The sequence below is a fragment of the Syntrophotalea carbinolica DSM 2380 genome, assembly GCF_000012885.1.
GTDB lineage: Bacteria > Desulfobacterota > Desulfuromonadia > Desulfuromonadales > Syntrophotaleaceae > Syntrophotalea > Syntrophotalea carbinolica.
On sequence record NC_007498.2, the window covers coordinates 3,515,275 to 3,528,743 of the forward strand.

General features: G+C 57.1%; 12 protein-coding genes. 3 read left to right on the plus strand and 9 right to left on the minus strand.

The annotated features are described in order from the left end of the window. Positions 1-59: 59 nt before the first annotated feature. The 7 genes from PCAR_RS16225 to PCAR_RS16250 all read right to left on the minus strand — a co-directional run bounded on the left by PCAR_RS16225 (position 60) and on the right by PCAR_RS16250 (position 7,926). The gene (locus PCAR_RS16225; RefSeq protein ID WP_011342792.1) at positions 60-479 is read right to left on the minus strand and encodes a MarR family winged helix-turn-helix transcriptional regulator; all 420 of its coding nucleotides are present in this window, start codon (positions 477-479) and stop codon (positions 60-62) included. A gap of 316 nt (positions 480-795) precedes the next feature. Continuing rightward, positions 796-1,722: a PLP-dependent cysteine synthase family protein gene (locus PCAR_RS16230; protein ID WP_011342793.1), complete on the minus strand. Its 927-nt coding sequence runs from the start codon at positions 1,720-1,722 to the stop codon at positions 796-798. A 110-nt stretch (positions 1,723-1,832) separates the two neighbouring features. Beyond that, on the minus strand, positions 1,833-3,674 hold the full coding sequence (locus PCAR_RS16235) for a UbiD family decarboxylase (RefSeq protein ID WP_011342794.1): 1,842 nt from the start codon (positions 3,672-3,674) through the stop codon (positions 1,833-1,835). 105 nt (positions 3,675-3,779) lie between these two features. After that, on the minus strand, positions 3,780-4,745 hold the full coding sequence (locus tag PCAR_RS18170) for an OmpH family outer membrane protein (RefSeq protein ID WP_011342795.1): 966 nt from the start codon (positions 4,743-4,745) through the stop codon (positions 3,780-3,782). Positions 4,746-5,165: 420 nt separating this feature from the next. Continuing rightward, positions 5,166-6,176 (minus strand): SHOCT domain-containing protein, encoded by a 1,011-nt coding sequence (locus PCAR_RS16245; RefSeq protein WP_041531426.1) that lies wholly within the window; start codon positions 6,174-6,176, stop codon positions 5,166-5,168. 169 nt (positions 6,177-6,345) lie between these two features. Beyond that, positions 6,346-6,516 carry a hypothetical protein gene (locus PCAR_RS18845; RefSeq protein WP_158447436.1) on the minus strand — a complete coding sequence of 57 codons (171 nt, stop codon included), beginning with the start codon at positions 6,514-6,516 and terminating at the stop codon, positions 6,346-6,348. Between the two features lie 153 nt (positions 6,517-6,669). After that, positions 6,670-7,926, minus strand: a complete 1,257-nt coding sequence (locus PCAR_RS16250; protein WP_011342797.1) for a hypothetical protein — start codon at positions 7,924-7,926, stop codon at positions 6,670-6,672. A gap of 907 nt (positions 7,927-8,833) precedes the next feature. On the opposite strand from PCAR_RS16250, the gene PCAR_RS16255 reads away from it, so the two are divergent. From PCAR_RS16255 to PCAR_RS16265, 3 genes are read left to right on the plus strand one after another with little or no spacing between them, the layout of a single operon-like run. After that, complete coding sequence (locus PCAR_RS16255) at positions 8,834-9,280, plus strand: pyridoxamine 5'-phosphate oxidase family protein (RefSeq protein WP_011342798.1); 447 nt, start codon at positions 8,834-8,836, stop codon at positions 9,278-9,280. Position 9,281: 1 nt separating this feature from the next. Next, positions 9,282-11,462: a PEP/pyruvate-binding domain-containing protein gene (locus tag PCAR_RS16260; RefSeq protein ID WP_011342799.1), complete on the plus strand. Its 2,181-nt coding sequence runs from the start codon at positions 9,282-9,284 to the stop codon at positions 11,460-11,462. A 53-nt stretch (positions 11,463-11,515) separates the two neighbouring features. Next, on the plus strand, positions 11,516-11,731 hold the full coding sequence (locus tag PCAR_RS16265; RefSeq protein WP_011342800.1) for a dodecin: 216 nt from the start codon (positions 11,516-11,518) through the stop codon (positions 11,729-11,731). 197 nt (positions 11,732-11,928) lie between these two features. On the opposite strand, the gene PCAR_RS16275 is transcribed toward PCAR_RS16265, so the two are convergent. Both PCAR_RS16275 and PCAR_RS16280 read right to left on the minus strand, forming a co-directional pair. Continuing rightward, positions 11,929-12,684, minus strand: coding sequence for a sulfite exporter TauE/SafE family protein (locus PCAR_RS16275; RefSeq protein WP_011342801.1), 756 nt, complete (start codon positions 12,682-12,684; stop codon positions 11,929-11,931). Continuing rightward, entirely contained in the window at positions 12,681-13,439 is a 759-nt protein-coding gene (locus PCAR_RS16280; RefSeq protein WP_011342802.1) for a tRNA threonylcarbamoyladenosine dehydratase, read from the minus strand. The genes PCAR_RS16275 and PCAR_RS16280 overlap by 4 nt, the downstream gene beginning before the upstream one ends. Positions 13,440-13,469: the final 30 nt, after the last annotated feature.

Here is a 13,469-nt window from a genome sequence, read left to right on the forward strand (position 1 = left end):
GATTTCATTCGGTGATAAAAGGTCTCGACACCTGGATGATGTGCGCATTGAAGGGCGTGTCAATGCAGGGCCTTCTCCATCAAAATCACGAGTTGGTCCAATTCGCTCGCGGTCAGGGCCTGTGCCATACCGTCGATGTATTCGCGGCAGGCTTCCTCGTAGGCATCGGCCACCTGCTTGCCGGCCTTGGTGAGATGAATGTTGTACACCCGCCGGTCGCTTTGAGACTGGCTCTTGGTGACATATCCCTGTTCGACCAGCTTGTTGAGGATACCGGTGACCGCCGGCTTGCTCAGTTTCAGCGTTTTGGCCAGGCTGGTCGGCGTCAGATCCTCTGCATGGTTGATGGCGTTGATATATTGGAACTGGGTGAGATTGATTTCCCGGGCGCCGATTTTACGCAGTTTCTGCATCTTGGCATTGACCAGGGCGCGGGAAACGATCTCAAATATTTCCATGATGCGTTGTTTATGGTCCATGGCTGAAAAGTTAACCTTGGCTTAGTGGTTAGTTAGGTTAACAAAGTAAGTGATGACGCACGCCCTGTCAATACCATATGGACGGTTTTGGCTCAGAACCGATGAATACGCAGAAAAATCGAGGCGCCAAGGCACCCGGAGTCGGATACAGAGGCATGGCTAGCTGCCCAACGATATATTCGGCAGGGAACAATCGGTATCCGATTATGCTTTGGAGGGTTTAGTCGACACAGGGATAACAGGCTGGCAGGATAAGAAAGGAAGCGGCCGCCACAGAATGTAACGGGCGGCCGCGTATGGATAGCAGCGGCCGGCCTCAGGGCGGGCAGCAGGCGCAGGTCGAACGAAACAGGGTGGTGCTCAGGTAACGGTCCCCGCGGTCGGGCAACAGGGTGACAATGACGCCCTTGTCCATGCCGCGCGCCACTTCCAGGGCGCCGGCAACCGCCGCACCGCTGGACATGCCGGCAAACACGCCTTCGCGGATAGCCAGCATGCGGGCCGTTTCGAAGGCCTTGTCGTCATCGATCACGAGTTTGGTATCCAGATTTTCCGGATGGTAGATTTCCGGAACGATGGCTTCCTTCATGTTTTTCAACCCCTGGACCTTATGCCCGATGACCGGTTCGACACCGACGATGCGGATGGCGGGATTCTTTTCTTTCAAATAGAGGCCAGTACCCATAAGGGTCCCGGAGGTTCCCATGCCGGCCACAAAAACATCGACCTGTCCATCGGTCTGGGCAAAAATTTCCGGACCGGTGGTGTGATAATGGGCCATGGGATTGTTCGGATTGGCATATTGGTTGGGCATGTAATATTTGTAGGGGTTTTCTTCCAGGATGCGATGCGCCATGCGAATGGCGCCGTCGGTCGCTTCGGCCGGCGGCGACAGCAGCACTTCGGCACCGTAGGCTTCCAGGACGGCCCGGCGTTCCATGCTGACGCAGCCGGGCATAACCAGCTTGACGCGGTAGCCTCTCGCCGCACCGATCATGGCCAGAGCGATACCGGTATTGCCGGAAGTCGGCTCCAGGATGGTTTTGCCCTTGGTCAGCTCTCCGGATTCTTCGGCTTTGCGGAGCATATGCCAGGCCGGCCGATCCTTGACCGAACCGCCGGGATTGTTGCCTTCGAGTTTGGCGAAAATACGAACTTCAGGATTGGTGTTGAGCTGGGTCAATTCCACCATGGGGGTATTCCCTATGGCGTTCACCAGGCCCATGGAACAATGGGTTTTCATGGTATGTGTGCCCTTGTAACGGGGTTATGGATATGCGTACGGCCGGCAATGAAGGCCATAGTACAAAATCCTGCCATCGAAAGACAACGCGTTTTTCATGACAATAGCGTTTACATGATGCCGTGCAAGGGGCCGCCGCGGGCGGCCATGGCTTCGATACGTTTAATCGTGGCCGGATCGTCCTCCAGTGGCGCCGGATGGTGTGGCTTGAGGCGCGCATCGAGCACCAGCGGTCCGCTGCAGCCCCAATGCTTGAGTTTCGTGCCGGCGTCGACTCCATAGAGGTCGGTGGCGGGGTCGGAACGGGTAAACGCGACCCACAAAAAATGATCCAGATGGCTGGCGGTGAACCGGCTGTCGTCCACCAGAACGACCCAGGGGATTTGTCGTATCGGGTGCTCAGGGCCGAAGAAGGCACAGAAAGACTCCACCGCGGGATCGGCCTGGCCGCGGTTTACGGTGGCCGGCGGTGCCTGGATGGCCAACACCCCGGGCACAACTAGACGCGGGTCGGAAAAACCCTGCGGCAAAGACAGGTCGCATGGCAGTTCGGTTGACAGTGTCCGGATCGGCGGCCCGGCAGCGGCAATGACGACTTTGGACCCTTGGTGCAAGTCGGGACCGGAATAGTCGAGAGTGTCGATGCTGGTACGGGTCTGAAAGTGCAGATCGCGTCGCCAGTCGACCCGTTCCAGCAAATGCCGCAGATAGGCCGCAACATCGTGAATGTTGAGCCGTGGTGCATCCTGCCGGGCCACGATCAGCAGGTATTTGGCCAGCGAAAGCTGGCCGGTGCCGAGCAGGGCATTGGCCTGGGTCAGCAGTTCCCGCGGTTGGCGAAGAGTCTCGTAAGGCAGGTAGCGCTCGCTGCCGATAGCCAGCAGCAGAGGATGCACCCCCGCGGCATCGACGGCATGGACGGCGTGCACGCCAGGCACCAGTTCAGGAATCATGGGGCCGGTTAATTCATGAATAAAGGCGCCGAAGACGCTGTCCTCCTGAGGCGGCCGCCCGACACTGGTAAAAGGCCAGATGGCGTCGGGCCTGTGATAGACGGCATCGACCGCCAGCACGGGAAAATCGTGCTGCAGGCTGTAGTATCCGAGGTGATCGCCGAAAGGTCCCTCGGGCAGGAGTTTATCCGGGACAATGGTGCCTGAAATGCAGAAATCGGCTTCGGCCGGCATGGGCAACTGCCCCGCCCTGTTTATCAGAGCAATGCGTCGCCCACCGAGCAACCCGGCAAAGCAGAGCTCCGGCATGCCTTCCGGCAGCGGCATGACCGCAGCGACGGTAAGGCACGGCGGCCCTCCGACAAAGATGTTGACACGCAGAGGCTGGTTTCGTTTCAGTGCTTCGGCGTGATGTATGCCGATCCCCCGGTGCAGCTGATAGTGGAGGCCGATTTCCTGATTGGGCCGATAGCGGTTACCGGCCAGTTGGACGCGATACATGCCCAGATTGGAATGCCGCCAGCCGGGTTGAGCGATACTTTCCGAATAGACCTGCGGCAGGGTGATGAAGGGGCCGCCGTCCTTCGGCCAGGATTTGAGACCGGGCAGTTTATCGATACGGGTTCTGCATCGGATGACCGGACCGCCGCCGACCTTGCGGGGCAGCAGGTGCAGCGCCCCCCGCAAAGCCCCGGGCCAGGATCCGGGGGATTTCAGCCATTCCGCGGGATCGGTTTTAAACGCCAGCAACCGCTGCACAAGGGGCAGCGTATCCCGAAACAGAAACCGGGTTCGCTGCATGGTTCCGAAGAGGTTGCCAAGCATGGGGAAGGCGCAGCCCTTAACCCGGGTAAAAAGCAGCGCCGGACCACCGGCCTGAAACACCCGCCGCTGCACCGCGGCGATTTCCAATTCGCCATCCAGTTCCACATCGATGCGGCGCAACTGTCCGGTTCGCTCCAGGTCACGGACACAGTCGGTAAGATTTCGATAACCCATGGGGTATCCTGTTGCGTATTTTTCAACGTGCCCAAATTCGCACGTTCAAAGCAGAAAAGGGGGCATATGCCCCCTTTCCCGGTTCAAGATCTCAGCTGCCACAACTCAGATGCTGTCGAGAATTTCCTGTTTTTTGGCGAGGAAATCCTCCTCATTGATCAGACCCTTGTTTTTGAGTTGCTGCAGCATCTGCAGACGCTGCTCGATTTTATTCAGTCCCATCGGTTCGGCCGCCGCAGGGGCCGCCGCCGGTGCGCCGGACATGGAGTTCTGCTTCATCTGTTCGATAGACTGTTCCATTTTATCGATTTTCCGCTGCATTTTTTGCTGTTCTGATTCAAATTGTGCGCTGTCTTCCCACATCTGTGCCGCTTCACGGAAACTCTCCGGTGTGGGATTCAATATCAGCCAATCCCTCCGCGTGACAACATCGCTGGTAAGAGCACCGTTGGTTTTATATTTCATGCCGACCCGGGGTACAATCGTCCAGCCGGTTTGCGCATTGCGATTGCTGGGCAAGGTATATTTGCGACCGGCCAGCATGAGGGGATATGTGCTTTGATCACTGTTCGGAGTATATTCCTGGTGAAGGGTACCGATAATCAGATTGAGCCGATCCTTGGCGACAAACAACCGATAGGTGGAGATTTCCGGGCCAACATGCCCCTGGTGAACACCAGCGATAGCAAAGGTGACATCCTCCCGTGGACCGGCCTGGGCCAGGCCGCGGCTGAGAGTGTCGCCAAGAATGTCCAGTTCTTCAGGGCTGAAAACCGGCACCGGGTTCTCCTCTCCCTCAAACTGAACCTCCAGTGAACCAAGTGTCTTACGTATCAAATTGGGGGAGAGCTTGGCGGGGTGATCGTTGGACGCCACCATAATGCTGTCGTGATCCTGATTTTCAATACGCACGAACTGATCTTTATTCTTCCATATAACCGACTGCACTTCGGCGTCTTTACCGTTCATTAAATTGGCACCACAACCGGCAAAGGACAGAGCCAGAACCGCCGTGACAATTATGCGCCCATACAGCATTGCAGTTTTACCCAGAACAGCCTTGCGCCTCATTGAAAATCTCCTTCGATGGAATGGATAACTGGTCGATTATAATGTAGTGATCATAAGACTTGAATCGGCGAGAGGCAAACGGTTTTTGGCGCTGGTCATCACTACCCTGACAACAGGATGTCAGCCCCTGCAAAAGGAGGCCGCTTCCCTGCTGGCACATCAGTCCCCATAGGACGCGGCTTCCCTTCATGCACCCGTTACTGCATCGGCGCGAACCAGCGTTACGATACATTAAGATCGTATACATATGCAAGCAAATTGGCCCGGCGCTCCGTCGGCCGGTAGCCGCCGAATTTGCAACGTGCTGGTCATGATAGTCCGACAATCCTGCAGTATAAGGATGGAAGCCCGGGCATATAAAAAGGGAAAGGAGGCTGTTGCCTCCTTTCCCGGATGGTACGTGAAAATGTTTTCTACGGCTTAGAGACTGTCGAGTATTTCCTGTCTCTTGGCCCGGTATTCGTCTTCCGTGATGAGTTCTTCGTCGCGCAGGTCCTTCAGCCGACGCAGGCGAACTTTAACGGAATCCCCTGCCTCGGGTCGGCTTGCCTGGGTCGCGGCGGGAACGACCGCCGGAGCCTGCTTGATGGCCTGCATGTCCTTTTTCAAGGATTCCAGTTCGGCACGCAGGCGCTCCTGCTCGGCACTGACCTCGGCGCTTTTCTGACGAACCTGGCTGGCTTCCTGGAAAGCGGCCTTGGCGGTTTCTTTGGCAGCTTTCTTTTCCGCGCGGATGGCTTTCCATAATTTGGGATCGGGATCCAGCATCAACCAGTCGTAGCGTTCAATGTCGCCCTGCTTTTTGAGAGCCACCCCGCCTTGCTTAACGATTTCATAGGGTTTTTCCGTTTCCCAGGAGCGGGGCGCCTTGTATTTGCGGCGACCGGGAACGAAGGGGTGCATGCGACGATCTTCCTCTTCGTTATATTCTTCATGCAGTCGGCCGAGAATCAGGTTGAGCTTGCCTTTGGAGAAAAAGATCCGCCCGGTGGTTACCGAGCGATCGTGGGAAAAAGACATCAGCCCCCTGTGAATACCAACGATGGCGAAGGTCACGTCCTGCCCGGCGGTCGCCTTGGCCAGGCCCTTGCTGACAGCATCCTGCAGGGTATTCAGTTCCGACGAGGTGAACAGCGGCTCGATCTTGTCCCGTTTCGGGTAGCGGACATCCAGAGACCCGAGCATTTCCCGAATCCGCTCCGGCGCCAGGGTGACCGGATGATCATTGGGCCCACTCGGCTGAGCGCCTCGGTCCTGCGACTCCAGGCGAACATATTGATCTCGGTGCTTCCAGAGTCTCACTTGATTGCCAGCCTCGGCATCGGGAACCGTCACCGAAGCAAGCATTATCGCCAGGGTCAAGACCAGCGCAGCGAGGGGTTTAACCCGTACGGCGGCAATCCGCCGGGAAATTGCATTTTTCTGCATCATTTCATCTCCTTGACAATACATGGGGAAAGCCATCGAACAAGCCTGGTCGATCATAGAATCTGCGGACGAGCAGGTCAAACACTTTTTAGCCGCTATTCGAGCGTAATTGCGTACAAAAATAGCGGGCCGCAGGGATGCGGCCCGCCTGTAAAATCACAACCCACCCGCTTTATTGCGGATGTGCTGCTTCGTAGGTGCTCATGCCCTCATCAACGGTAAATTCAACACCGCAGGTGGAGCATTTCAAAAGGGTTTTTTCGCTTACGGTCTTCTTGGCCGGAGCGCAACCGACCATGAGGAGAACCGCCAAAAGGCCGGCCAGAGCAATAATTCTACGCATGGTATAGATCCTTTCAATTAGAAACAAAAACCGACTCAAAATAAATTAAACAGAGCGTTTTTTCTTCATGTTACCAGCGTAGACTCACAAGCTGCAACCACCGAATAAACATAGCACCTCAGGCCCCTAAGCAAGGGGCCTGAGAGTGGCCATTTACCAGATAAAGAAGGTGCCAATGCCGAACTGGTAAACTTCCCAGTCTTCGCCGTTGAACCACTCGTGTTCGATGCGGCTGGCTTCCATCAGAACCTTCAGGTTGGGGTTGATGTCGTGGTAAATGCCGAAGGTCAGCATGTTCTGCTCTTCGATCTCCCCATAACCGGTGTTTTCCCGTACGGATTTCTCGAAAGAGGTTTCGTCCATCTCGTTGACACCGTAGTTCAGCCCCAGCTTGGTCTTGCCGTAAGGATTGTCGAAGGTATAGGTACCCTGGACGATATAGCCCCAGCCTTCGCGTTCTTCACCGACGCCGTCAAGGGAATCCGTGTCGAGCATGGTGCTGGTGCCGAGAGCTTCGCCGGTAAAGGCCGAAGCCACAAATTCAAAACCGCTGATGCCGACCACAACGCCACCGCCAAAACCCCAGGCCGTAACATCGTCGCCGGTAGTCTCAAACTTGGCTTCCTGCCACAGACCGTTGACGTAGGATTTGAAGGTGCCACCGTCACCGAAGGTGCCGGCATAGGACAGTTCGTATTCGAACCGCGGCATATTGGTTTCGGAGGCGCTGGGAGCAGTTTCATCAGCAAGGCTGCTGTCAAAATCGGTATCACCGGCTACGCCGTTGATAACGCTGGGGTCATAAACGCCTACCGCCAGCTTGAAGCCGTTCATATCCGGGGTGGTGTAACGGAACTGGGCATTGAACTGGGGATACACGTAACCATAGCCGATACGACCGAGGGTCGGGCCGACATCGGCATTAAGGGCGCCGCCCAGACGACCGATACCCATGAGGGTCATTTCGGTCAGCAGGTTCTGGCCGAGGAACAGGCTGAGCCCCTTACCGGCCATGATCTGACCGAAATTACCGTCGACGGTAAAGAAGATTTCACGAAGGTCGATCTGGCCGTCAAAGGTGTTCTTGGTGTTTTTATTGGAGGGCTCGGGATAGAAGCCGACACGAGCCGCCATGTCGAGGCCGTTCATGGTCGGTGCCTTGATGTTGAAGGCAAGGATGCCCGGCAGGAAACCGCTCTTGATGCGGAAGCCTTCGGCGTTGACGGTGTTGTCACGAACATTGACAGGGGCATCGTCCTGGGTCTGGTAGACACCCATCAGGTTAACCATACCATCCGTGCTGAAGGACCAGCCGTCGGAACCGCCGACAACAATGGCGGCCTGGGCACTTGAGGCCAGGAAAAACAAGGCGGCCAGTGCGGCCAAAATGTTTATTCTGCGAGATTTCATACGGTCTTACCTCCTGAATCCAAGAATGAAAAAAGAGTTTGTTGCCATCCGCCGCTGCTAACGGGTCAGCGGATTGGGCACCTTGCGGGCCCGGTCTGTCTTGAACCATGCCTTTCGACTGTTGCATTGATGCCGGTATCCGGTCAGTTTCGGGCAGTTCCGGAGCGGGGTGGCCTGCATGCCTCCCCTGCCTGCATCGATCGAAAAACTCTGGTCGGTAAACCTTCCATCAAAATACTTGAAATATGAGATGCGGGGTTAAGCGGTTTAGCCACCTCCTTTCCGATCCCCGGCTTGAAAAATAAACAGCTGTTTTATCCTGCGCAAGTTCAGTGCCATGTTGGCACAGGTTTTTTGTTAATTCAAAAAGAATCCAAAATACAACGGTTTATACATCAAATAAATTACTCTCACCACCAACATGCGTTCAACAATGGAACACAGAGTCTCTATGTGGCACCCAGTGTTCCATTGTTGAACGTATCCGTTGGTGCCCCGGGGAGAGTCCAGGAGCCCTGAGAGCATCCGCGAAACGGCGCCACTCTTATGTCTACCGCATAACCTGCCGGAATCATATAAAAACGCTCAAACGTCAAAATTACAGACAATACTTTAACCGGTTGTTTCAATGTTGCAATATGTCACACCACAAAATATTTGCCGGCCCCGATTTTTCCCGGCAGTCCCCACACATGCCGCCACGGCCCTCAAGCCCCTTCAATGTCTGCAAAATATTGTTCTATAAATCCGAGACTTACAGTCTGCCGGAGATTGCAACGAAGAGGTATTCTCCAAGCGATCTGCTATGCTTTAAATCAGCAGTGCCCACACAGAGCCGAAAAAAATGAACAGGAACGGCACCAGTAAATATCCCAGGGGCGCACCATAAAAAGAGAGGGGAAGAGCCTTGCACGGTACACAGGCACTGGCAGAAATCATTCGCGAACTGCTAGCCCAACAACACCTTGGCGTGCTGGCAACAAATGCGGACGGAGCGCCGCATCCCAGCCTGGTTGGCTTCAAGGCCCTGGAGGATATGCGCGGCCTGCTGTTCGTAACCGGACGCGCGACTCGCAAGTTCGGCAATTTGAAGCGGGATAATCGTGCCTCCATGCTGATCGACAACCGCTCTCATCGAGCCGCGGATTTTCGTCTGGCCATGGCACTGACGGCCCAAGGCAGGGTTAAAGAGATCGACACCAAAACCAATATGGCGATGATGGCTGTGTACATTGAACGGTTTCCCCACCTGGAGGAGTTTGCCCGTTCACCCGGGTGCGCTCTTATGTCCCTGCAGGTGGAGCGATACTCGCTGGTACGCCGTTTTCAGGACGTTGTGGAGCTGATCTTCTGACATGAACATGGTGGTGGACCTGACAACAGCACGGGATTTATCCCGGCGGCAGATCGGTGGCAAAGCCTGGGCCCTGGCGCAATGGCATGCGCAGGGGGCCCAGGTTCCGGGTGGCATTGTCGTGACAACCGACGCCTATGAACGATTCCTTTGGGAAACGCGCCTTGCCGATCGCCTGCACATGGAGCTGGGGCGCAAGGACTTCACCGAGATGCGCTGGGAGGAGCTGTGGGATGCAGGGTTGCGCATCCGACACCTGTTTTTAAAAACCCCGCTACCCGAAGCTCTGGAAACCGAACTGACCAGAGCACTCCCGGAAACCATACGGACCGTGCCGGTGGCGGTTCGCTCTTCAGCCCCCGAAGAAGACGGCGGCAAGGAGTCCTTTGCCGGGTTACACGAATCGTACGTCAATGTGCAGGGCTTGCCGGAAATCATGCACGCCGTGAAACGGGTCTGGGCATCCTTGTGGTCGGATCGGGCGCTGTTGTATCGCCGGGAATTGCGGCTGGGCGTGGAACACAGTCGGATGGCGGTACTCATTCAGCCACTGGTGGTCGGAGATCGTTCCGGAATCGCCTTCAGCCGCAGTCCCGGCAACGCCGATGAGGCTTTGGTCGAGGCTGTCTGGGGATTGAATCAGGGCCTGGTGGATGGCATCGTCGAGCCGGATCGCTGGCGATTGAAGCGCGCCGATGGCACCATCCTCGAGCATGTCATCCCGCATCGGATGCATCAACTGGTGCCCGAGGGCGGCAGCTTGCAGCGACAGGCCCTGCCCCATGATCGCGCCAGCCGACCGCCCCTCGATGGCGAGACCCTGCGACAGGTATGGAAACTGGCGGCAACCGCCGAGCAGGTTTTCGGTTCGCCGCAGGATGTGGAGTGGACCATCAACGCAGGAGGCCTGTGGGCGTTGCAGGCGCGTCCGGTCACCGCCCTGGCGGGGGATTCCGACGACGAGCGCGGTTGGTACCTGAGTCTGCGGCGCAGTGTCGATCAACTTGAGAGTTTGCGTCAGACATTGGAAAAAAACCTGTTGCCGGCCATGGCAAGGCGGGCCGAGCATTGGCAGAAACAGCTGGCCCCGGAGATGTCATCCGAAGCGCTGGGCGACGCACTGCGATCGTTGCATCGGGAGGTTTTGCGGTGGCGGCATGCGTACCGGCAGTTATGCATCCCCATGGCCCACGGGATGCGGCTGTTCGGCCAGTTTTTCAACGACACGCTATGCCCGGACGATCCCTTCGCTTTTGTCCCATTGTTGGGTGACGGCACTTTGCTCAGCACGCAACGCAACCGGTCTTTACTGGAAATTGCGGAACAGCTGGGACAGGCGCCGGAGTTGCTGCCACTGTTGAAAAAGGGCGCCGAACTGCCCACAGACCACCCGCTAACCAAGGCCGTGGCGCGTTTCGACACCCGCTGGGGCCGGCTTTTGTGGCCGGGGGCCTCCGCGCCACAAAGATCCGATGCGTTGTTGCGCTTACTGGTACAGATGGTTGAGCCATCGCCACAAGCGCAAAGCTTTCAGCCCATGGACGCCGAAACCTTTATGCGCAAAGTGCCTGCCGGGCAACGTGCTTTTGCGGCACGGTTGCTGGAGGTCGCTCGGGCCAGTTACCGATTGCGGGATGATGACAACATCTACCTCGGGGGCCTTGAGGCCTGCCTCGAGCAGGCTCTGGTCAAAAGCCGCCAGCGCCTCGCGACAGAATCGAGCCCCGCCTTGCAACAGGCCCTGGAAGCGGTCGAAACCGCCACGGAGTCAACAGCGGCCGCCGAACCGTCGGGGCACACAACCACACCCTGGCAGGAAATAACCGCCAGACAACTTGTCGGACAACCGGCCGGTCCGGGGCTGGCGCGAGGCAGAGCCCGGGTGGTAACAAAACCGGAACAGCTTGCAGATTTTCAACGGGGGGAAATCCTGGTGTGCGACGCGGTCGATCCGGTCATGACGGTGGTGGCACCGCTGGCAGCCGCCGTGGTCGAACGGCGCGGCGGCATGCTGATTCACGGGGCCATTATTGCTCGTGAGTACGGATTACCCTGCGTTACCGGCGTCCCTGATGCCACGCAACGTATTCGCAATGGCGACCGCCTGACGGTCGATGGCTATATGGGCCTTGTGATACGGCATGGCATGGAGACGTTGAACCCTGTCCCGCCGGCGGGCTGAAGAACTCTTCCGAGGCCGGACACCGGCGGGCAAACCGTAAAAAGGAGACGACCATGTACGGCAAAGAGCGCGTGTACAAAAAAGTGGAAGTCATCGGGGTTTCGCCAACAAGCATCGACGATGCCATCAAGGCGGCTTTGCACCGGGCCCATCATTCCCTGGAAAAGGTATCCTGGTTCGAAGTCGAGGAAATGCGCGGTCACGTCAATGATGACGGCGAAATCGCGGAATACCAGGTCATCCTGAAGGTGGCCTTCAAACTTAAATAGTGTGCATCCGGAAACTCAGGATGCACACTACGTAGTTTTCATAAGGGAAATGAGTGATTTTTCCCAAGGTCAAGAAAATCGAGCACTTGCGCGGAGGCGTAGTTTTTACGCCGCACAAGCAAGGGGGAAGATTGACGCAGAGATTGGGGAAAAGGACCGTTTCCGGATGAAAACTAAATAACAGTGAACCTGAAGGCTCACCCCAACAAAAGCTTGACGGCAAACACTATGATCGCCAGGGACACGATCCTTTTTATCCAGGCGTGTCCCTTTTTCACAGCCAGGTGTGCGGCCAGCCAGCCGCCGCAGGCGTTGCCTGCAGCCAGCGATAAACCGAGGGGGTAGTTTACCTGGCCGTGACGCATGAAAACGGCCAGGGCAACAAGGGTAAAGAAACAGATGATGGTCACCTTGATGGCATTGGTCTGCACCAGATCAAGGCCCTGAAACAACAGGGCCGCGATAATCAGAAATCCGACGCCTGCCTGCACGAACCCGCCATAAACGCCCACCATAAAAAAACTCGCCAGCAAGACCGCCAGTCGTCCAGGTGAAAGACGCACGGCTTGGGCCTGTCGCTCTTTCATCGGATCCCACAGAGTCAGCGCCAGCACGCCGAGCATGATGCCGGCAAGCAGCTGCCGAAAAAGCGCCTCATCGACCTGCAGGGCCAGACGTGCGCCAAGATAGCTGCCGGCGATGGCCGGACCGGCGCATACCATGGCCAGCCGCCAGGACAAAACCCCATGCCGGTGAAAGCCGGAGATGGCGAACAGGTTCTGCACCAGGATGGCGATACGGTTGGTGCCGTTGGCGGTGGCTGCCGGCAACCCCATGAAAATCAACAGCGGCAAGGTCAGCAGAGAGCCGCCGCCGGCCAGCACATTGAGGATCCCGGCCATAACCCCGACCAGAGCCAGAAAAACCATGTGGTACCAGGTCGGATCGATCATGGCGCCTGATCAAGCAAGGACTGAATCACTTCACCGGCCATGGTCAGACCGAAGATGGGAGGAATGTAGGAGGAACTGCCGAGGGTGACGCGTGGTCGCGCCGGCGTCGACTCCGGCGAGGCCGACGGCAGACTGGCGGCGGCCGATGGGGCATCGGAAAGGGGGCGGAACTCTTCTAAAGAATAAACCACCTTGATACCGCTGCGAATGCCGCGGCGGCCGAGTTCCTTGCGCATGATGCGCGCCATGCGGCACTTCTGCGTCCGCGACAGATCGCCGACGCGGATCAGGGTCGGGTCGAGCTTGTTGGCGGCGCCCATGGCGGAGATCACCGGAATACCGCGCCGTTTGCTGCTCTCGATAAGGTGCAGTTTGGCCGTGATGCTGTCGATGCAGTCGAGCAGATAGTCATACCCATCGGCCAGCAGCCCCTCGTCGGTCTCGGCGCTGTAAAAAACGTGGCGGGGGCGCACGTCGACTTCGGGATTGATGGCCAGGCAGCGCTCAGCCATAACCTCGACCTTGGCGCGACCGACGGTATATTCAAGAGCATGGATCTGACGGTTTATATTGCTCGGCGCGATACGGTCGAAATCGACCAGGGTCAGACGTCCGACACCTGCGCGGGCCAGGGCTTCGGCAGCATAACTGCCGACGCCGCCAATGCCGATCACGGCGACGGACCTGCCGCTCAGATTTTGCAGGCCGTCGCTGCCGATAAGTCGTTCCAGGCGGTCGAAACGGTGTTCTTGCATAAAAATGTAACCTTTCAGTTAACGGTATGG

Excerpts from the sequence above, each read along its gene's own strand:
- PCAR_RS16225 (WP_011342792.1), bottom strand. The coding sequence starts at position 479 with ATGGACCATAAACAACGCATCATGGAAATATTTGAGATCGTTTCCCGC.
- PCAR_RS16230 (WP_011342793.1), bottom strand. The coding sequence starts at position 1,722 with ATGAAAACCCATTGTTCCATGGGCCTGGTGAACGCCATAGGGAATACC.
- PCAR_RS16235 (WP_011342794.1), bottom strand. The coding sequence starts at position 3,674 with ATGGGTTATCGAAATCTTACCGACTGTGTCCGTGACCTGGAGCGAACC.
- PCAR_RS18170 (WP_011342795.1), bottom strand. The coding sequence starts at position 4,745 with ATGAGGCGCAAGGCTGTTCTGGGTAAAACTGCAATGCTGTATGGGCGC.
- PCAR_RS16245 (WP_041531426.1), bottom strand. The coding sequence starts at position 6,176 with ATGATGCAGAAAAATGCAATTTCCCGGCGGATTGCCGCCGTACGGGTT.
- PCAR_RS18845 (WP_158447436.1), bottom strand. The coding sequence starts at position 6,516 with ATGCGTAGAATTATTGCTCTGGCCGGCCTTTTGGCGGTTCTCCTCATG.
- PCAR_RS16250 (WP_011342797.1), bottom strand. The coding sequence starts at position 7,926 with ATGAAATCTCGCAGAATAAACATTTTGGCCGCACTGGCCGCCTTGTTT.
- PCAR_RS16260 (WP_011342799.1), top strand. The coding sequence starts at position 9,282 with ATGAACATGGTGGTGGACCTGACAACAGCACGGGATTTATCCCGGCGG.
- PCAR_RS16265 (WP_011342800.1), top strand. The coding sequence starts at position 11,516 with ATGTACGGCAAAGAGCGCGTGTACAAAAAAGTGGAAGTCATCGGGGTT.
- PCAR_RS16275 (WP_011342801.1), bottom strand. The coding sequence starts at position 12,684 with ATGATCGATCCGACCTGGTACCACATGGTTTTTCTGGCTCTGGTCGGG.
- PCAR_RS16280 (WP_011342802.1), bottom strand. The coding sequence starts at position 13,439 with ATGCAAGAACACCGTTTCGACCGCCTGGAACGACTTATCGGCAGCGAC.